Genomic DNA, 20705 nt, shown 5'->3' on the forward strand with positions numbered 1-20705 from the left:
GAGCCCCGGCCGGACTTCCTTCAGCTCAACAGGTCCGGCTCGCTCCGGCTGATGTCCTGCCACAGCGGCTGATAGTTGATCCACGCCACCAGGTCCCCGCCCGCCTGCTCCCGCGTCGCCACAGCCAACCGGTGTTCGATGAGGAGCGGTCGCCCCGCCGCCTTCGCGGTCAGCTGGACCTGCGCGGAGCGTTCCATCGACAGGAACCACCACGCCGCCGCGTCGACCGAGTCGCCGACCGTCAGCAGCCCATGGTTGCGCAGCACAAGAGCCTTACGGCTGCCCAGCACCGCCGCGATCCGGCGCCCCTCGTCCGCGTCCACGGCGACACCCGTGTAGTGGTCGTAGAGCGCGTGGTCCTCGTAGAAGGCGCAGGACTCCTGGGTGATCGGCTCGATCAGGTCGCCGAGGGCGGCGAGGGCGCGGCCGTGCACGGAGTGGCAGTGCGCGACGGCGACGACGTCGGGGCGGGCGGCGTGCACCTGGGCGTGCACGGTGAAGGCCGCCTGGTTCACGTGGTAGTTGCCCTCGATCACCTGCCCGTCCTGGTTGGCGAGGACGAGGTCACTCACCGTGACGTGCTTGAACGGCATCCCGAACGGATTGACCCAGAAGCAGTCGCTGAACTCGGGGTCGCGCGCGGTGATGTGTCCCGAGACCCCGTCCTCGAATCCCAGTCGCCCGAAGATCCTCAATGCCCCGGCCAGCCGTTCTTTGCGGTGTCGCCGCTCGGCCGCCGCCGACTCGTGCATCGGCGGCATGGCGAACCGCAGCTGGTCGGTGGGTAGCGGCAGGGGCGGTGTGGGCCCGTGCATGTGTCCTCCAGACTGACTTCCTTTACGAAGCGGAAGTTACCGTCGGTCGCCCACGCAGAACAGGTCCGTCCCGTGAAGAGGGTACGCAACCGTTACGCAAGTCACAGAAACGCGCCAGCGGTACGGTGCTCGGGCATGCTCGGCCACATTCGGGTCGAGCCATGAGTCGCTCGGGGCAACCGGACAGAGCTTGTCGGGTATCCGCGCGAGACTCGCCGTATGCCATCGGACAACTGGGCGGCCTTCGCCGCCGCCGAACCCGGTCTCGCCGCCACCGTCGAGGCCCGCTTCGGCGCGTTCACGCATCACATCCTCGCCACGCTCCGCAAGGACGGCTCCCCGCGTACGACCGGGCTGGAGGTCAGGTTCCACAACGGCGAGCTCTGGCTGGGGATGATGCCGGACTCGCTCAAGGCGCTCGACCTGCGCCGCGACCCGCGCTTCGCGTTGCAGGCCAATCCGGGCCCCGGTACGGAGATGGGCGGGGGTGACGTACGGATCAGCGGGCGGGCGATCGAGGTCGACGATCCCGCGGTCAAGGCCGCATACGGCGAAGAGGTGGAACCGCCGGAGCCGTTCCACCTCTTCCGCACCGAGCTGACGGAGGTCGTACGGACCTACATCGAGGACGACACGTACCTGGTCGTCCAGGTCTGGAAGCCCGGAGAGCCGGTGCGGACTCTCAAGCGGACCTGAGCCCCTTCAAAAACGGCTCACTCCCACTCGATGGTGCCCGGCGGCTTCGACGTCACGTCGAGGACGACCCGGTTGACGTCGGCGACCTCGTTGGTGATCCGGGTCGAGATCTTCGCCAGGACGTCGTACGGCAGCCTCGACCAGTCGGCGGTCATGGCGTCCTCGGAGGAGACGGGCCGGAGCACGATCGGGTGGCCGTAGGTGCGGCCGTCGCCCTGGACGCCGACGCTGCGGACGTCCGCGAGCAGGACGACCGGGCACTGCCAGATGTCACGGTCGAGGCCGGCCGCCGTCAGCTCCTCGCGGGCGATGGCGTCGGCCTCGCGAAGCAGGTCGAGGCGGTCCTTGGTGACCTCGCCGACGATACGGATGCCGAGGCCCGGGCCCGGGAAGGGCTGGCGCTGGACGATCTCCTCCGGGAGCCCGAGCTCCTGGCCGACCATCCGCACCTCGTCCTTGAAGAGCTTGCGGAGCGGCTCGATGAGCTTGAACTCCAGGTCCTCGGGGAGGCCGCCCACGTTGTGGTGGGACTTGATGTTGGCCGTGCCGGTGCCACCGCCGGACTCGACCACATCCGGGTAGAGGGTGCCCTGGACGAGGAACTCCACCGCCGGGCCCTCGTCCGCGATGATCTCCGCTTGCGCCTGCTCGAAGACCCGGATGAACTCGCGGCCGATGACCTTCCGCTTCTCCTCGGGGTCGGACACCCCGGCGAGCGCCTTGAGGAACCGCTCCTCCGCGTCGACGACCTTCAGCTGTACGCCGGTGGCCGCGACGAAGTCCTTCTCGACCTGCTCGGTCTCGTTCTTGCGCATCAGGCCGTGGTCGACGTACACGCAGGTCAGCTGGGAGCCGATGGCCTTCTGGACGAGGGCCGCGGCGACCGCGGAGTCCACGCCGCCGGAGAGGCCGCAGATCGCACGCCTGTCGCCGACCAGCTCGCGGATGGCCGCGACCTGCTCCTCGATCACGTTGCCGGTGGTCCAGTTCGGGGTGATGCCCGCGCCCCGGTAGAGGAAGTGCTCCAGGACCTGCTGGCCGTGCGTGGAGTGCATGACCTCCGGGTGGTACTGGACGCCGTACAGCTTCTTCTCGTCGTTCTCGAAGGCGGCGACCGGTACGACGTCGGTGGAGGCCGTGACGGTGAAGCCCTCGGGGGCGGCGGAGCAGGCGTCGCCGTGGGACATCCACACCGACTGCTCGTCGGGGGTGCCCTCGAAGAGGGTGGAGCCGGACTTCGTTACGTGGAGGGGCGTACGGCCGTACTCGCGCGCGCCGGTGTTGTCGACGGTGCCGCCGAGGGCGGTGGCCATCAGCTGGAAGCCGTAGCACATGCCGAAGATCGGGACGCCGGACTCGAAGAGTGCGCGGTCGAGGCGGGGGGCGCCCTCGGCGTAGACCGAGGAAGGGCCGCCGGAGAGGATGATCGCCGCCGGGTTCTTGGCGAGCATCTCCGCGACCGGCATGGTGCTCGGCACGATCTCGCTGTAGACCCGGGCCTCGCGGACGCGACGGGCGATGAGCTGGGCGTACTGCGCGCCGAAGTCGACGACCAGGACGGTGTCGGGGGCGGCGGCAGCGGGGGTCGCTGATGACACGGGGTGCCTTCCGGCGGTCGGGCGGGGGTCTGTGTGGCCGATTCTACCGGGGCGCCCACTTGTGGTGCTGGCCCACTGAGGACTCCGCCCCCATGCCCAGCCGTGGCATACTGACCCCCATGCTCGCGCACTCGACCTTCCTCTTTACCTATGGCGACCGGCCCACCGGCTGCCATGGTCGTGCTGCTTGAGCTACTGACAAGCGACTTCCCCAGGCGCCCCGGGCCGACAAGGTCCGGGGCGCCTGGCGTTTTCGGGGCTTGTCGAGCCGGGGCGCCGACCGAACCGATGAGGAGCCCCGACATGACCGTCACCACCAGCGACAGGACAGGCGCGCACACCGCGGAGGCCGCCGATGTGATCAGCGGCGCCCGGGAACGGATCGACGCGCTCGACGACCGCATCATCGGGCTGATGCAGGAGCGGATGGCGGTGTCGGCCGTGATCCAGGAGGCGCGGATCGAGTCGGGCGGCCGCCGGGTGAACCTTTCCCGGGAGATGGAGGTCCTCGCCCACTACAGGGACGCTCTGGGCAAGCCCGGCACCGCGCTCGCCATGACCCTGCTGGAGTTGTGCCGGGGGCGCATCTGACCGGCGGACGTACGTGCGCCTGCCGTCTCACCCGTACGGCGCGTGACCGCCGTACGACACGCTTCGTTGGTAGCGGTGTCCGGGCCAGCCAGGTCCGGGCCCGAAGAACCACGCGTGGCTCCGCTGGAGCGATGAGGCGCACGGATCGTGCCGTGCGCCGTGGGACCTCGCTCCAGGGATGTGACCGGACGGCAGGGGACAGCAGCCCGGTCACTCAAGAGAACGGTCGGCTCCGGGGACGCCCGGGGCCGACCGGCGGAATCTGTTCAAGGGTGGTCGAAACGGTTGCGGAGGCCGTTGTCGGTCCAGCACGATGCCGGAACAGATCGCGACCATTGGTCCACACCACCGCAAAACCACAGCCCCGGCACCAGCCCAGCCCCAGATCCACCCCGAGCCAGCGGCGCAACCCCCCGGCGCTGCTTCGAGGCACCGGCGCTGCCCTGACGTCGGTGCTGACGCAGAAGGGCCCCGCGACTTCCGTCCCGCGGGGCCCTTCGTCACGCCAGTCCGAACCGGCCTCAGCCGGTGGCCGGAAGCCAGTGGCCGGTGGCTCAGCCGGCTGCCTTCTCCAGCTTCGCGACCTGCGCCTCCAGCACCTCCGCCGGCACCTGCGCCTTGTCCGCGTCGAGCATGTTCATCGAGTAGAAGCCGATGAGCGTCGAGCCGCTGCGGACCACCGTGAAGGACATCGGGATCTTGGTGCCCTCGATGTCGCCCTTCATCTTGTACGAGACGGCCTCGTCGCCCTGCTCGGGGGCCGTGAGGGCCTCGATGCCGGAGTACTTGTTGCCGACGTGCTCGTACTTCGTGCAGTTCTCGGTCGCCGTGCGCAGCTCGGCCATCACCTTCTCGGCGTCGCTCTGCTCGTGCGCGGCGAGGGCGAGGGAGATGACGCTGCCAGAGAGCTCGTCCTTCGGGGTGACGGTGCGGCCGACGCGGGCCTTCGCCTTCGGGTCCGACGTGAAGAAGAACATGTTCGCGATGGACTGGCAGGCGGCCGGCTCCGCGGGCACGGTGTCGGCGGGCATCTCGTCGGCGGGCATGTCGGCGATCGTGTAGCCCTTGACCTCGCCGTCCACGAGGGCGGCCTTCTTCAGCTGGGCCTCGGTCAGCGCGGCCTGCCCGGCCGTGTCCTTCGCCTTCTCGGAGGCCGAGGCGGACGCCGACGGCTTCTTCTCCGCCTCTTTGACCTCGTCGCCGCCCCCACCGCACGCCGCGGTGAGCCCCAGCGTGGCCACTACCGAGACGGCCACCGCTGCTCGCGACATCTTCGACTTCACGTTCCCCACCCTCACAAACTTCGCTTCACGCATCACAAGTAACCCCTGCGCGTTCCACAAGGGGTTCTCAGGCCACAGACAGTCATGTTTAGGCCAGGGGCCATCTCATCATGGACGCGACACCACGCGCCCCACCTATTCACCTGTGACCCAGAACACACAAGAAAAGTGTGATCACGAGGGCAACCCTTGCCTCCACTCGCCGGTCACACATCGCACACGGGGGAAGAACCCGCGCTCGGAGGGGGGTGCGGGTCCTTCCCCCCTATGGCTTCACTTCTTCATGACCGGTGCTTCTTCGGCGGCACCGTGGGCACCGGCATCAGCGGCAGCCGCAGCGCGCCGAAGGCGTCCGCCGGGACCGCCGGATTCAGGGGCTCCACCGGGCGGAGGCGTTCGTACGCCGTTCCGGGGGCGGGGCGGTGGTCGGGCTCGCCCTTGTTGGGCCAGTACGACATCGCGCGCTCGGCCTGGGCGGTGATCGTCAGGGACGGGTTCACGCCCAGGTTCGCGGAGACCGCGGCGCCGTCGACGACGGAGATGCCGGGGTGGCCGTAGAGGCGGTGGTACGGGTCGATGACGCCGTCGTCGGCGGTGGCGCCGATGGGGCAGCCGCCGAGGAAGTGCGCGGTGAGCGGGGTGCCCATGAGTTCACCGACGTTGCTGCCGGCGAAACCGTTGATCTCGGCGGCGAGTGCCGACGCGGCCGTCGAAGCGGCCTCGATCTGCTTGGGGTTGGGGGCGCCATGGCCCTGACGTGCCGTCAACAGGCCCTTGCCCGGCCCTTTCTGCTTCAACTGAGTGGTGAGGGAGTTGTCCAGGGACTGCATCACCAGGCCGATGATGGTCCGCTCCGACCAGCGGCGGTTGGAGAGGGAACGGGCCACCAGCCAGGGGTGTTTGGCCGCGTGGGCCAGCCAGCCCAGGACGCGTGACGTGCCCGACGCGGTACCGCCCGCGTACGGGACCTGGAGGATCGACAGGCCGCCCATCGCATTCGAGCCCTTGCCGTAGCGCACCGGTTCGATGTGGGTGTTCTCGTCGGGGTGGATGGAGGAGGTGATCGCCACACCGCGGGTGAAGTCGACCTCGGGCGCGCCATGGGCCTTGCGGTAGCGGCGGTTGTCGGTCTGGGCGCCGACCAGGGCCTCGGAGTTGGTGCGGGTCAGCATGCCCAGACGGTCCGAGATGTACGGCAGTTGGCCGTTCGCCTTCATGCGGTGCAGCAGGGTCTGCGTGCCGTAGGTGCCGGCCGCGAGGACGACCCGGCGGGCCTTCAGCACACGGGACTCACCCTTGCGGCGGTCGTCGGTCGGGAGGGTCGTGACGGCGTAGCCGCCCTGCGAGTCCTCGGTGAGCGCGACGACCGTCGTCATCGGATGGACGACCGCGCCCGCCTTCTCGGCGAGGTAGAGGTAGTTCTCGTTGAGGGTGTTCTTCGCGCCGTGGCGGCAACCGGTCATGCACTCGCCGCACTCGGTGCAGGCGTTGCGGGCGGGGCCCGCGCCGCCGAAGTACGGGTCCGCGACCTGATCGCCGGGCGCGGCCTTCGCCTGTCCGTCCGCGTCCTCGCCGTCACCGAAGAAGACGCCGACCGGGGCGAGGTGGAAGCTGTCACCGACGCCCATACGCTCCGCTGTGGCCTTGAGGTGCACGTCCGACGGGGTCATCGTCGGGTTGAGCCGTACGCCGAGCATGCGGCGGGCCTGGTCGTAGTACGGCTTCAGCTCCTCCTGCCAGTCGGTGATGTCCTTCCACTGAGGGTCTTCGAAGAAGGGCTTCGGCGGTACGTAGAGGGTGTTGGCGTAGTTGAGGGAGCCGCCGCCCACACCGGCCCCGGCCAGGACCATGACATTGCCCAGCAGGTGGATGCGCTGGATGCCGTACATGCCGAGGGCCGGGGCCCAGAGGTAGTTCTTCAGGTCCCAGGAGTTCCTGGGGAGCGACTGCCGGGTGAAGCGGCGGCCCGCTTCCAGGACGCCGACTCGGTAGCCCTTCTCGGTCAGGCGCAGGGCGGTCACGCTGCCGCCGAAGCCGGAGCCGACGACGATGACGTCGTAGTCGTAAGCGTCCTGGGGCACGTGTGCTCCTCGTTGAGTGTCCGTGCGGGCAAAGCCTTACCTGAGACGGAGTGCCTTCATCGCCCTCAGGCTGCGGCTCATGACCTGCGCGTACTTCTCGTCGTCCATCCCGAGCGACGGGGCCATCGGCAACAGCCGTTGCTGGGCGACCGTCTGGGCCTCCGTGTACTTGAGGATGCCCTCCGAGCCGTGGCGGCGGCCCAGGCCGGAGTCCTTCATTCCGCCCATGGGGGACTGGACGCTGCCGTAGGCGGAGGCGTAGCCCTCGTTGACGTTGACGGTGCCGGCGCGCAGGCGGGCGGCGACGGCGCGGCCCCGGCGGCCGTCCTTGGTCCAGACGGAGGCGTTGAGACCGTACGCGGTGGAGTTGGCCTCCTCGACCGCGGCGTCCTCGTCCTTGAAACGGTAGATGGAGACGACCGGGCCGAAGGTCTCCTCCGTGCAGACGGACATGGGTTCCGAGACGCCGTCGAGGATCGTGGGCTCGTAGAAGTAGGGGCCGATGTCCGGGCGGGCCACTCCGCCGGCCACCACCTTCGCGCCCTTCGCCACGGCCTCGTCGACGTGCCTCGTGACGGTCTCCAGCTGACGGTCGCCGACGAGGGAGCCCATCTCGGCGCCGTACGCGAGGGACTTGCCGAGGCGCATGGCCTTGGTGCGGGCGGCGAAGCGCTCCAGGAAGGCGTCGGCGATGGACTCGTGGACGTACAACCGCTCGATCGAGATGCAGAGTTGACCTGCGGAGGAGAAGCAGGCGCGGACTGCTCCCGCGGCCGCCTTCTCTATGTCGGCGTCCTCCAGGACCAGCATGGCGTTCTTGCCGCCGAGTTCGAGGGAGACGCCGACGAGACGGGCGGCGGCGCCCTGGGCGACCTCGCGGCCGGTGCGGGTGGAGCCGGTGAAGGAGACGTAGTCGGCGTGCTTGACGACCTCGGGGCCGACGACGGGGCCCTCGCCGATGACGACCTGGAAGACCTCGGCGGGCAGACCGGCCTCGATGAGGAGGTCACGGGCCCAGAGCGCGGTGAGGCACGTCTCCGTGTCGGGCTTCATCACCACCGCGTTGCCCGCGACGAAGGCGGGGATGGCGTCGCCGACGGAGAGTTCGAGGGGGTAGTTCCAGGGGGCGATCTGGCCGACCACACCGCGCGGGTGGCGGAGTTCCGTGACCTTCGTGAGGGTCGGCATCGCGCCCGCGTGCCGCTTCGGCTTCAGATAGAAGGGGGCCTTGCGGCCGTAGTGGCGGGTGGCGACCGCGACGGCCTGGACCTCCTCATGCGCGTGCAGACGGGCTTTGCCGGTCTCCAGCTGGATCAGGTCGAGGACCTCGGCCTGGCGTTCGAGCACCAGGTCGTGGAAGCGGAGGAGTACGGCGGCGCGTTCACGCACGGGCACCTGGGCCCAGACGGCCTGGGCGGCGCGGGCCCGCTCGTAGGCCTTCACCACGTCCTCGGGAGTGGACTCGGGCAGGTCGGCGAGCTTCTCGCCGGTGAACGGCGTGTGGTTGGCGGTCCGGCCGGATCCGACCACGCCTTTGGTGAGCTGGGCGACCAGTTCGGGGGTGACCACGTCGGCGGCCGTACGGGCGCCGGCGGGGGCGGGCGCGAGGGGGTTGGTGCCGGTCGTCCGTACCGTGCCGGTCTTTTCGGGGGCCTGCGAGTCCGTCATGACGCGCAGGGTATTCCGGAGCGGACGACTTTGGATACCCGGCGGTAACAGGCTTTCACCGGGCGCGCACACCACGCCAGTGATCAGTGGCATGAATACGCTGATCAGCTCGTTGTGCAGGTGATCGCGGGATTGGTCACATCCCGAGGATCTTCAGTCGCTCCCGGGCGCCCTTGAACACCGCCGTGCCCTTCTTCTCGTCCGCCGTCCCCTTCGGCATGTCCACGCGCAGCTCGTACATCCGGCTGTCGTCGGTGCGGATGATCAGCTCCATGACCCGGGTGGGCGTGCCGTCCAGGTAGTGGGTGGTGTCGGCGAGGACGGCCTCCTGCTCCTGGAAGCTGGTGCGTGTGTACTGGGCGCCGACCTTCCCGTCGCCCTCCACGATGTCGGTGGAGTCCTTGGCCTGGGCCATGGGGGTCGCCGGCGCCTTGTCCCACTGGGTGAGCCGCACCTGGATGACGTCCTCGCCGTCGTAGGTGACCGTGCGGGGCTGGTCGTTCTTCCCGCCCTGCGCGCGGAGCCGTTCGTAGGGGCGCGGGAGGGAGAGGACGGCGTTCATGGCCTTCTCGTTGTGGGCCACCCAGTCGGCAGCGGTCGTCCCACTGGCGCTGGAGCTGGGTTCGCTCCGGGCAGGAAATGACCCGATCTCGGGCTCGGCGACCGCGTAGACACCGCCCCCGCCGAGGTACGTCCCGACCCAGACTCCCCCGCCGGCCAGCAGGGCTCCGGCGACGGCCGCGACGACGAGAAGCCGCCGGGAACCACGCCGGCCCGGCTTCCACCCGGGGCCGGGGCGCACGACGGCAGTCCCGCGCGCGGCCTCCGGCTCACCGCTCTCTGCGCCACCCGATCCCGCGGCCGCCCGGGAGAGCTCGCCCCCGAGCCGTACCGTCCCCACGTCCTCGCCCAGTTGCTGGAGATCGGACGGGCTCTGAATCTCCGGGACCCGGTCCTCCGCCACGTCCGCCAGGATCCTGGCGGCCTCTTCGGCGTCGGGGCGCGCCGCCGGTTCCTTGGTCAACAGCCGTACGACGAGAGGGCCGAGAGGGCCCGCGCGCTCGGGCGTCGGGGGCTCGGTGGAGAGGATCGCGGCAAGGGTGGACTCCAGCGTCGTACGGCGGAAGGGGGACCAGCCCTCGACGGCGGCGTACAGGAGGACGCCGAGCGACCACAGGTCGGAGGGCGGACCGGCGGCGCCGGGCCCGGACATGCGCTCGGGGGCGACGAACTCGAGCGATCCGATGAACTCGCCCGTCACGGTGAGCGATTCCTCGCCCTGGACATGGGCGATGCCGAAGTCGGTGAGGACGACCTGGCCGTGCGGTCCGAGCAGGACGTTGGCGGGTTTGACGTCGCGGTGCACGATGCCGACGGAGTGCGCGGCGCGCAGGGCGCCGACGACGGCGAGACCGATACGGGCGGACTCGGCGGGAGGAAGGGCACCGCGCTTGAGCACCTCGTGGAGGGATTCGCCGCGGACGAGTTCCATGACGATCCACGGATATCCGTCCTCGACCACGACATCGTGGATGGTGACGGCCGAAGGGTGATCGACACGGGCGGCGGCGCGGGCCTCGCGGTGGAGCCGGTTGGCGGCCCGCTGGCGCATCTCGCCCTCGGGGCCGTCCGGGTCGTCGGCGTCACCGGGCAACTTCGGCTGCTTGACGGCGACTTCCCGGTCCACGAGTTCGTCGACGGCTCGCCAGACGGTGCCCATACCGCCGGAGCCGATGCGTTCGGCGAGTCGGTAACGGCCGCCGATCAGCCGACCGCCACGTGGGACTCCGCTCTCCGGGCGTCGTCCGTTCTCCGGGCTTCCGCTCTCCCGAACTCCGCTCTCCCGTACCGCTTCCTCCGGGCGGTCGTCGTCCAGGAGTCCACCGTACGGATGTTCACCGTCGTCCTTCATGCCACATCAGTACCGTGCGGGGGCGGAAGTTGTCGACGTATCGCCAGGACGCGACAGGGCCTCGACGAGTTCTGACAAGTGCTAGCGCCACCGGTTCCACAGGTCCTGCAGCCACCCGTACCGTTCGCGGTGCTTGGGCAGGGCCGTACGGCCGACCGCGGCGGCGAGCTTGCGCAACCGGCGCCAGTCGAGGGGCGGTTTGGGCTCGGGGACGCCGGGGCGGTCGCGTGGCACCCGCACGCGCAGCGCCTTCTGCGAGACCCGGCAGTGGACGGGGGTGGGCAGGACGAGGGCCTCGCCGTCGATCCCGACCTCGATCTCCGGCCGGTCGGCCTCGACGACGATCTCGTCGGCGATCAGGAGGCTGAGCCCGGGGGCGTTCGGGCCGAGGACCAGTCCGGCGGCCTCGGCGGCGCTGTCGACCCGGATGCCGACCACCCCGAGCACCCCGGCGTCCAGGCGCTCCCGGCGGCCGAGGCCGACGAGATCGTCGCTGCGGTAGACGTTGTTGCTGACGAGCACGGCCTGGGGCGCGTCGATGACGGCGTCCCCGATTCGCGCGGTGAGCCTCGGGCCCCGCTGGTGCGTGAGCAGTTCGGGCAGCAGCTCCAGGGTGGTGCGGACCTTGTCGTCGCGGTACGCGGGGCTCTGTACGACGGCGGCGTACGCGCCGAAGGAGGCGTTGTTGACGAAGGGGTGGCCGCTCGCATACCCGAGGTCCACGTGGAGCTCGACACCCTTGTCGGTGAGGGCGTCGAGGCAGGCGGCCGGGTTGTCGCGGTCCAGCCCGAGGTCCATGGCGAAGTGGTTGCGGGTGCCGGCGGAGATGACGAGTAGGGGGACGTCGTACGCCGCCGCGATGGCGGCCACCTGGGCCTGGGTGCCGTCGCCGCCCGCCACCCCGAGCAGGTCGGCGCCGGCGCGGACGGCGTCCCGGGCCAGCACGGCGACGTCCTCGGGGTGGGAGGGGTCGAGCAGATGGACGGTGGCGCCGAGCCGCTCGGCCTTCTCCTTCAGCCGGAACCGGTCGACCTTTCCGCCGCCGGACTTCGGGTTCATGATGAGGAACGGCCGGGTGGGCGCGGGCGTGGGGTGCTCCGGTACGTCGACCTGGTGGGACTTGGTGCTGCTGAGGGTGAACTTGCCCAACCAGACGGCGGCGCCCCACAGCGCCGCGGACACGACCACGACCCACAACAGGTTGACGGTGGCGAACCACCAGATGACGGCGACCGGCGCGGCCACGGCCAGCGCGCCCGCCGCGATCCGGGCGGCGCCCCGGTGGGTCAGCACCCACCAGAGGGAGGCCGCCGTGACGCCGACGCCCACGAGGACTCCCGCGACGAGGAAGAGACTCGCCTCGCGCGCGTAACCGAGCGGCAGCAGTACGGCGGACACCGCACAGGCCAGTGCGACCCGGGCCGCCCAGCGTTGTCTGGCGTGAGCCCGTACGTCGAAATGTTCGATGCCCACGCGCGCTGGCCCTTCTCACTCCCGCCGATCATGCACTTGACACGGCATGTTAGGGCCAGAGGGCGCGAGAAAGCGATGGGCGCCGGGCGTGTGCCCAGCACGACATCCCGGCGGACATCTTCTACAAGTTGTCGATCTCCAGGGTCGCGAGCGCCGTACCGGCGATCTCGCGGCCCTGTTCGGTGAAGTGGCCCTTGCCCGGGTAGTCGACCCACAGCCGGTACATGTCGCCGTTGCTCGCCCGGTAGTAGAGGACCCGGGCCTCCCGCACCCGCGGGTTCTGACTGTCCGTCGTCGTGTAGACGATGGTGTTCTCGGCGGCCTTGCGGTCCTGGAACGTGGTCTCGTGCGGCTCGCCCTTGGGCGCGGGCTCGTCGGCGATGTCCCAGCTGTACTCGCCGTCCTTGAGCAGCCCCCAGTCCACGTACGCCTTGTCCAGCGCGGCGCCCGGGATCTCGTTCTCCTTGTCGTTCTTCTTGTCGTTCTTCTTGACGTCGCGGTCGACGGTGATCCATATCAGGCCGCTCGGGTCGACGAACCGCGCGGCGGGGCCGTCCATCTCGTCCGGCTCGAACTTGTACTTCACGAACCCGTCGGGCACGCCGACGCTCGCAGCGACCTTCGGACCGAGGTTCCGCTGCTTCCATCCCTCGGGCAGCGGACCCGCGAACGGCTTCGCGATCACCAGGTACGCCGTCACCGCCGCCGCGACGACCGCCGCGCCCAGGCCGACGAGCGCCTTGGGGCCGAGGTGTACGCCCTTGCCGGCAGCCGACGCGACAGCCTGCCCGGCGGCGGCCTGGTGGACCACCTGGGTGGGCGCCGGAGCCGGCGGGTTCGCGGCCGCCTGAAGCAGCTCACGGACCCGGGCGGCGGTCGGGCGACGCGCGGGGTCCTTCTCCAGGAGGCCGTTGATGACCTCGGCCAGCGGGCCGCGTGCCGAAGCGGGCGGCGCGGGCGTGGCGTTGAGCACCGACTGCAGGGTCGCGGGGGTGTTGCTGCGGCGGAAGGGCGAGACCCCCTCCGTGGCCGCGTAGAGGACGACACCGAGCGACCAGAGGTCCGACGCGGGGCCGGGACGCTGGCCCAGCACCCGCTCGGGGGCGATGTACTCGGGCGATCCGACGAAGCCACCGGTGTCCGTCAGGTTGGTCTCGCCCTCGATCTGGGCGATGCCGAAGTCGGTGAGGACGACGCGGTCGTGGCGGCCGAGGAGGACGTTGTCGGGCTTGACGTCACGGTGCAGGATGCCCGCCGCGTGCGCGGCCTCCAGCGCGCCGAACACCTCAAGGCCGATTCTCGCCGCGTCACGCACCCCGAGGGTGCCCTCCTGGAGCGCGTCGCCCAGCGAACGCCCCTGCACCAGCTCCATCACGATCCACGGCTGGCCGTCCACGACCGCCACATCGTGCACGTTCACGACCGCCGGGTGATCGAGCCTGGCCGCCGCGCGTGCCTCACGGCGCATCCGCTCGAAGGCGTTGGCCCGTTCACGCTCGGGAAGATGGTCCGGTACGCGGGGCTCCTTGACGGCGACCTCACGGTCCACCGTCTCGTCCTTCGCCCGCCACACGGTGCCCATGCCGCCGTGGCCGAGCTTGGCAAGCAACCGGTAACGGCCCGCTATCAGGCGGCCGGTGCCGGGGTCGGGCGAGGCCTGCGGGGGCGTGGGTGCCGGTTGCTGGACCACCTGGGTGGGCTGCGCGTACGGGTTGCCCGGGTACTGCACACCCGGCTGCGGCGGTTGCAGTCCGAAACTCGTCGGTTCGTCGGCTCCGTAGCCGGGTCCATAGCCGGATCCGTAAGGGGCTCCCCCGTTGCTGCTCATACGTTTATCTGTATCGCGGCAAGCCCTTGAGCTTCCACCCCGGTCGCTTTCCGGTCACAGACCCGTGACGCGGAACACCGCTTATCTCCCGTTTGGTACGTCTTTCAGCGGTGTCCTTCAGCTACGTCTCCCTCAGTTACGTCCCTCAGTTACGTCCCTCAGTTACGTCCCTCAGTTACGTACGAACGTGTCGACCGCAACGTCGAAGTACTCCTTCGCCTCGCTCACGTCCCCGACCGGCGCCGACACCCACACGTCATACAGGCGTCCGTCCTGCTCCCAGCACAGGTCGTACGTGTGTCTGGGTCCCTCCGTCGCGCTGAAGCCGTCCCAGGTGAACTCCCAGAGCGCGGCGTTCCATCCGTCGTGCGTGGTTTCGGCGACCCGCCCGTACCGATAGCCGGGGTTGGTGGAGGGCCCCCTCTCGTGCGCACGCCGCATCACCGCGAGCGGCCCGCCCTCCTTCGCGTCGCCGAGCTTGATCCCGATCCGGATCGCGTTCCCCGGCGACTCGTAGAAGACGCGTTCCCCCTGCGGCTCCCGCGTGAAGCCCTCCGGCACGGCCAGACTGAAGCCCCGCTCGTCCTCGGCGAGTCGGTACCCGGAGGGCACGGTCGGCGCGGTTGCGGCCCGCGAGCGCGTGACGGTGGGCGTACTCGGCTCGTCGGAGACCCCCGGCGTACCGACGGTCCCGGTCGTCCCCGGCGTACGCGGTGCCGAACTCGTCGGCGTCGTACCGCCGCCCCCGTCGCCGCCGTCCTGCATCAGCAGCGCCGCCGCCGACACCCCTGCCCCGGCCATCGCCGCCACCAGCGCGGCCGCGAGCAGCACGCTCCGGGTGGAGCGCGCCGGCGGCCGCTCCGCGGGTTGCTCGCGCAGGGCCGCCACCCGGTCCGGTGCGGGCGGCCCCGGCTGCCCGGCCGGCGGCGCGTCCTGAAGAGCCCCGGCCGCGGGCGTGTGCGGCACGTCCCGCCGGGTCGGCGTGTAACCGGTCGATGCCCTCGGTGCCATGGACGACGTCGGCGTACGGCCCGTCTCCCGGAACGCCCGCAGCAGCCGTTCCGCCTCCGCCGCGTCGAGCCGTCGGTCCGGGTCGCGCTCCAGCAGCCCGCGTACGACGGGGAGCAGCGGCATGGCCTGCGTCGGCGGGCGGATCTCGTCGAAGACGACGGCGTGCAGGACGCCGCCCAACGAGTCCCGGTGGAACGGCGATTCCCCGCTCAGCACGGCGCACAGCAGCGCGCCCAGCGACCACAGGTCGGACTCCGGCCCGGCGCGGACCCCGGACATCCGTTCGGGCGCGGTGTACTCCGGTGAGCCGACGAAGGACCCGGTCTCGGTGAGCGTGGTCGCGCCCGCGACCTGGGCGATGCCGAAGTCGGTCAGGACGACACGGTCGGTGCCCGCCTCCAGCAGGACGTTCGCGGGTTTGAGGTCACGGTGCAGCACCCCGGCGTCGTGCGCCCGCCGCAGTGCGGCCAGCAGGTCGAGGCCGATCCGGGCGGCCTCGCGCGCGTCGACCGGACCATGGTTCGCGATCCGCTCCGCGAGCGAGCCGCCGTCGATCAACTCCATCACGATGTACGGGCGTTCGTCCTGCTCGACGACGTCGTGCACGACGATGATGTGCGGGTGGCTCAGCCCTGCGACCGCCCGGGCCTCCCGCAGGGTGCGCTCGCGCAGCTGCCGGGACTCCTCCTCCGGCAGCGACGAATCGAGGGCCAGCTCCTTGACCGCCACCTGACGGCCGAGGAGTTCGTCGGTGGCACGCCACACGATGCCCATACCGCCCCGGCCGATCCTGGCCTCCAGCCGGTAACGACCCGCTACGACACGGACGTTTTCCCCCTCGGTCCCCATGCGCCCCATCATGCCCCACCGGACCGGAACCCTCCGGTGCCCGGTCACGGGCTGGCCGACAAGCGACGTACGCACGTCTCACGAGCGGCGCGCGGGAGCCGTGGTGCCCGCTGCCGTCGCTACCGCGTCGGCCGCCAGCTGCGCAGCACCGCGTAGAACTGCTCCTCCGCCGTCTCCCAGTCCGCCGCCGGCGCGGACATGTAGATCGTGTACTCGACGCCGTCCCGGGCGAGATACATCTGCTCGATCGCCCGGCGCGGCCCGGGGAACTTCGTGTCCTTCGCCACCGCGGTCCAGGTGAAGTCCCACAGCGCGCCCGGCCGGTCGCGGTAGATGTTCTCCTCCAGATGCACCCGCCGGTACTCGGACCGCACCTTCACCTGCTCCTCCAGGTCGAGCTGGTGGTGGTACGGGCTGTCGAAGTCCGGCGAGTCGTCCACGGCGACCCGGAGGAAGTGCTCACCGTTGTCGGGCGTGTAGTCGATCTGCGCGCCCTCCACCTGCCGCTTCCAGCCCTCGGGCAGCGCAAGGCTGAAACCCTCCGGGTCCTCGACCCGAACCCACCCCTCGGGAACGCCGTCGGTCGGCTGCTCCCCCTGGGCGGAACTGTCCCCCCGACGCCACTCGTTCGCGTAGTACATCGCGGCGGCGCCCCCGGCCCCGACAAGCGCGGCCAACAGGACGACGAGAGCGATCGTACGGACCCACCGGCGCCGCTTGGCGACAGAAGCGGGAGCAGGCGCGGCAGCGTCGCCCCGGTGGACGGTGACCAACGGAGTGACGGGCGTGCCGGGGGCCGCGGACGCGTCGTCCCCGGCGGCGGTCACGGGCGACGTGTGCCGCCCCGACGCTCCCCCCGCGTCCCCCGCCTGTTCCCGCGTGGCCTGCGTGGCCTGCGTGGCCTGCGTGGGCACGTACGCCTGAGCCATCCGCGGCCGCCGCCCCTCCGCCGCCTCGGCGAGCATCTGCTCGGCCTCCTCCGCACCGGGCCGTACGGCGGGGTCCTTGCACAGCAGCGCGGTGATGACGGGCCCGAGCGGCCCCGCGGCCACCGGCTCGGCGACCTCCTCGCTCACCACTGCCTGCATGGTGGTGAGCGGTGTGGTGCGCCGGAACGGCGACTTGCCCTCCACCGCCGTGTACAGCGTGGCGCCCAACGACCACAGGTCGGAGGCGTGCCCGGGCTCCTGTCCGCGCACCCGTTCGGGGGCGATGTAGTCGACGGAACCGACGATCTCCCCGGTCCGCGTGATGGTGGTGTCGCCCTCGACCTGGGCGATGCCGAAGTCGGTCAGCATGACCCTGCCGTCCTCGGCGAGCAGCACGTTGCCCGGCTTCACGTCGCGGTGCAGTACACCGGCCCCGTGGGCGGCCCGGAGCGCGCGCAGCACCCACATGCCGATCCGCGCCGCCTCGCGCGGCTCGACGCGCCCCTGCTCCCTGACCGCGTCGGCCAGCGAGACACCCTCGACCAGCTCCATGACGATCCACGGCCGGTTGTCGTGCTCCAGCACGTCGTGCACGGTGACGACGGCCGAGTGGTTGATCCGCGCCGCCGCGCGCGCCTCGGCCCGGGTCCGCTTCAGCAGGACGGTCCGCTCGTTCTCCGAGACGTAGAGCGCCGCCGTCAGCTCCTTGACCGCGACGGCCCGGTGCAGCACCACATCGTGCGCGCGCCACACCCTGCCCATACCGCCGCTGCCGATCGTGTCGACAAGCCGGTAACGCTCCGCGAGGAGCAGGCCCTGCATCTGATTCACGTTGCCCCGCAATGTTCTTGACAGGGTCAGATTAAGGAGCGGCCGTCACCCCGGGAAACCGGCCCGCCCGCACAGAGACCGCACTGTGACGGTTATCGCTTCCGCCAACGGAGCGCAACCTTCCGGCGCCTGGGCGATACACGCCGGTCGGACACCGCCGCCGAAGCGGTGCACAGCCGGCTCAGCCGGTCACCCGATACGTCGCCGACGCCTGCTCGAACAACCGCGTCACCTCGTCCCGCTCGGCCTCCGGCCCGCGCAACTGCACCACGTGGTAACGCCCGTCGAGGAGCATCGCGAGATTCCGTACGAAGATGCCGCGCCCCTCGGCGTCCTGCCAGGTGAACTGCCCCTCGGCGCTGGTCACTCCGCCGACCTCGATCAGCCGCATCCCTCCGGATGTGGCCCACGACGAGTCGCGGAACGGCTGCAACTCACGCTCGTCCTCCCGCTGGTACTTCAGCGGATCGCTGCCGTAGCTCTGCGCGCTGTCCCGCCCGGGCACGAGGATCAGCTCGAAGTCGCCCTGGGAGTACACGACCTGGCCGCGCCCGTTCTTGGGGCTGCGGTCCCACCCGTTGGCGACGGCCACTTCGAAGCCCTCGGCGTCCTTGCGCAGGGTGAACCCCTGGGCCACGTCGGAGTTGCCGGTCTGTGCCTGCGTCGAGCCGGACGACTCCGAGGGGCTGGCCTCGCTCTCGCCCCCGTCGGGCGAGCTGGAGTTCTGGTCGGGCCGCGCCTGGCTGCTCGCCTCCGGCTCGGCGCTCGGCTGCGCGGCGGTGTCCGTACGCGTGCCCGTACCGCTGTCGGCTCCGCTGCTCGGCTGGGCCTTGGGCATGAACACCATGGCGTAGGTGACCGCCGCGGCCAGCGCGAGCAGGATCAGCAGAAGCAGGTTCCGGCCGAGCTTGCGGGGCTGCGGGGGCTTCTCCCGGGCACGGCGGTGACGGGCGTGCGCGCTGGTCGCGGGCAGCCCGGCCCGGCGCCGGCGGACGAGCTCGCCCCGGCGCCGTACGATCGGCAGCCGGCTCGCGTCGACAGGCGGTGCCGCGATGACATGCGTGCCGGCCTCGGGCTCCGGCGCCGACCGCACGAGAGAGCGCAGCCAGCCGCGCAGCTCCTCGAAGTCCAGCCGCTCGGTGGGGTCCTGCCGCAGCAGCGACTCCACGACCGGCCGGAGCGGTCCGCACTCCTCGGCGAACGCGGGCGGCTCCGAGCACACCATCTCCACCAGCTCGGCGGTGTTCTCCTCCGGGTACGGCGCATGCCCCTGCACGGCGCGGAACAGCAACGCCCCCAGCGCCCACAGGTCCGTCGCGGGCCCGATCGGCGCCGCCAGCTGCCAGTTCTCGTGCACCGGCCCGGCCTGCTCCGGCGCCCACCGCTCCGTCACGGGCCCGACCACGGCCATCCGCGCCTGCCGGGCCCGCTCGGCGGCGAGCGCGGTGGCGGGACCCCTCCGGGGTGCAGCACCGCCGACGCCCCGGTCCCAGGGGGTGCCGTCCGCGCCACCGGCGGGGACGGGAGCGTCGCTCACCGGAGCCCCGTTGCCCTGCGCGGGGGTGCCGACAGGGGTGTTGCCATGGCCGTCGAGGGTGAAGGTGTCGTTGGCGGCGGGAAGCGCCGGGCCGTTCGGCCCGTTACCGCCGCGCGGCCCCGCACCGTGCCAGGCCTTCGGGGCACCGCCGCGCGAGCCGACGCCGTACGGGTCGGCGATCTGGCCCGGCGGTACGGGTGTCGTCTCCAGGCCGGGGTTCAGGGCGCCGGAGTTCAGGGCGCCGGTGTATCCGGTGGTCGACGGCCCCGTTCCGTCCTGGCCCGCCCCTGGTGCCGGGCGCTGCGCCGGCAACCCCGTGCCGCTGCCGCCCCGTTGGTCGACGTTCACACGGGCCGCCGCCCTCGCCCCCGCGCGGTACGCGGCGATCGCGCCCGCCCGCGCCGCCCGGGCGTCACCGCCGGCGTCCAGCGCGCGCTGTCCTCCGGACGGGTCCGTGACCGGCGCCGCGCTGCCCGCCCGCGCCTCTATCGCGGCCCGCCGCGCGGCCTCGGGATCCCCGGCTCCGGCACCGGCTCCGGCACCACCACCGGGCAGTGCACCACCGGGAGCCAGAGCCCCGCGCACGCCGGAACCACCGGGCGTCCCCGGACCTGGACCCGGACCTGCGACGCCTCCGGACCCACGGGAGTCACCGACGGGCGGCGCCCCCGAACCCGAATGTCCCTCGAAATCCCGTGCCGGCACCGGGTCGTACCCGCACAGCGCCTCTTCCGCCGCCCCGGCCGCCAGCCCCGTGAGCATCACTCGGCCGTCGTCGCAGACGAGCACCGTACGGGCGGTGATGTTGCGGTGCACCCAGCCGTGGGCGTGCAGGGCCCGCAGCGCGGTGAGTACGTCGGAGGCGACCTCGGCCGCCCGGTACGGGGTCAGCGGTTGCTCCGCGAGCAGCGCCGCGAGCGGCCGCGCGGACACCAACTCGCTCACTATCCACAGCGAGCCGCCCTCGGCGAACACGTCGAAGACCTGGTCGAGCCGGGGATGGTCGGGGATCTGCGCGGCGGCCTGCGCCGCCTCGATGGCCCGTCGTACGGCCGGGTCGGTCGGGCGGCGCGTGGTCCGCGCCGCACTCCGGCGCGTCCCGCCGTCCCGCGCCACGTACCCCTCGGGCAAGCCGTCGGAGTCGAGTACCTCCGCCTCGACGACCTCGGGCAACGGCACCTGCCGTACCAGGACTTCCTGTCCGCTGTAGGTGTCGAAGGCCCTGGTCTCGGCGAGTTCGAACTCGTCGGAGGGCGGCAGCGGCAGGCGATAGCGGTCCGCGAGTACTCGTCCCGCGTATTCGTCCACGATGCCCTCCCTCGGCCGCCCGGTCGGTCAAGTCCGTTCGCTGCGCGTCCCGTTCCGTTCTGGATGCGTACGGTCCGCAGCCATTCACGATACGTGCCGGAGGCAACAGGCATTGAGGGGATGCGACATCTCACCCGCCTCGAAAGCGCTCGAACGCCCTCGATCTTCCCCGGAACACCCGTCTCCGAACTCACACGCCGGCCCCAACTCCCGACGTCGAACTCACATCGCTGGAGCTCACACCGCCCCGCGCCCCCACACGCCCCTGTACGGCACCCCGAACCAAAACACGGAC

13 protein-coding genes are annotated in these 20705 nt (G+C 71.2%); 2 read left to right on the plus strand and 11 right to left on the minus strand.

Features of this window, described 5'->3' with window-relative positions:
* Window positions 1-20: 20 nt before the first annotated feature.
* Complete coding sequence (locus CES90_RS07570) at window positions 21-815, minus strand: class II aldolase/adducin family protein (protein WP_189782266.1); 795 nt, start codon at window positions 813-815, stop codon at window positions 21-23.
* A gap of 219 nt (window positions 816-1034) precedes the next feature.
* On the opposite strand from CES90_RS07570, the gene CES90_RS07575 reads away from it, so the two are divergent.
* Window positions 1035-1511, plus strand: coding sequence for a pyridoxamine 5'-phosphate oxidase family protein (locus tag CES90_RS07575; protein WP_189782265.1), 477 nt, complete (start codon window positions 1035-1037; stop codon window positions 1509-1511).
* A gap of 17 nt (window positions 1512-1528) precedes the next feature.
* Here the strand turns inward: CES90_RS07575 and guaA are convergent, their stop codons facing one another.
* Window positions 1529-3109, minus strand: a complete 1581-nt coding sequence (gene guaA, locus CES90_RS07580) for a glutamine-hydrolyzing GMP synthase (RefSeq protein ID WP_189782264.1) — start codon at window positions 3107-3109, stop codon at window positions 1529-1531.
* Between the two features lie 288 nt (window positions 3110-3397).
* Between guaA and CES90_RS07585 the strand changes: the two genes are divergently transcribed.
* Window positions 3398-3700 carry a chorismate mutase gene (locus CES90_RS07585; protein ID WP_189782263.1) on the plus strand — a complete coding sequence of 101 codons (303 nt, stop codon included), beginning with the start codon at window positions 3398-3400 and terminating at the stop codon, window positions 3698-3700.
* Window positions 3701-4254: 554 nt separating this feature from the next.
* Here CES90_RS07585 and CES90_RS07590 read toward each other — a convergent pair.
* From CES90_RS07590 to CES90_RS07630, 9 genes are all read right to left on the minus strand, one after another.
* The gene (locus CES90_RS07590; protein WP_229913725.1) at window positions 4255-4983 is read right to left on the minus strand and encodes a hypothetical protein; all 729 of its coding nucleotides are present in this window, start codon (window positions 4981-4983) and stop codon (window positions 4255-4257) included.
* Between the two features lie 281 nt (window positions 4984-5264).
* Window positions 5265-7064 carry a GMC family oxidoreductase gene (locus CES90_RS07595; RefSeq protein WP_189782262.1) on the minus strand — a complete coding sequence of 600 codons (1800 nt, stop codon included), beginning with the start codon at window positions 7062-7064 and terminating at the stop codon, window positions 5265-5267.
* Between the two features lie 36 nt (window positions 7065-7100).
* Window positions 7101-8732 (minus strand): succinic semialdehyde dehydrogenase, encoded by a 1632-nt coding sequence (locus CES90_RS07600; RefSeq protein WP_189782261.1) that lies wholly within the window; start codon window positions 8730-8732, stop codon window positions 7101-7103.
* Between the two features lie 136 nt (window positions 8733-8868).
* On the minus strand, window positions 8869-10644 hold the full coding sequence (locus CES90_RS07605; protein WP_189782260.1) for a serine/threonine-protein kinase: 1776 nt from the start codon (window positions 10642-10644) through the stop codon (window positions 8869-8871).
* 81 nt (window positions 10645-10725) lie between these two features.
* Window positions 10726-12117 carry a diacylglycerol/lipid kinase family protein gene (locus CES90_RS07610; RefSeq protein ID WP_189782259.1) on the minus strand — a complete coding sequence of 464 codons (1392 nt, stop codon included), beginning with the start codon at window positions 12115-12117 and terminating at the stop codon, window positions 10726-10728.
* Between the two features lie 121 nt (window positions 12118-12238).
* Complete coding sequence (locus CES90_RS07615; RefSeq protein WP_189782258.1) at window positions 12239-13945, minus strand: serine/threonine-protein kinase; 1707 nt, start codon at window positions 13943-13945, stop codon at window positions 12239-12241.
* 171 nt (window positions 13946-14116) lie between these two features.
* Window positions 14117-15805, minus strand: a complete 1689-nt coding sequence (locus CES90_RS07620) for a serine/threonine-protein kinase (protein ID WP_189782257.1) — start codon at window positions 15803-15805, stop codon at window positions 14117-14119.
* Window positions 15806-15924: 119 nt separating this feature from the next.
* Window positions 15925-17556: a serine/threonine-protein kinase gene (locus tag CES90_RS07625; protein WP_189782419.1), complete on the minus strand. Its 1632-nt coding sequence runs from the start codon at window positions 17554-17556 to the stop codon at window positions 15925-15927.
* A 190-nt stretch (window positions 17557-17746) separates the two neighbouring features.
* Complete coding sequence (locus CES90_RS07630) at window positions 17747-20410, minus strand: protein kinase (RefSeq protein WP_189782256.1); 2664 nt, start codon at window positions 20408-20410, stop codon at window positions 17747-17749.
* Window positions 20411-20705 lie beyond the last annotated feature (295 nt).

It is taken from the genome of Streptomyces capitiformicae (genome assembly GCF_002214185.1).
In the GTDB taxonomy this organism is placed as follows: domain Bacteria; phylum Actinomycetota; class Actinomycetes; order Streptomycetales; family Streptomycetaceae; genus Streptomyces; species Streptomyces capitiformicae.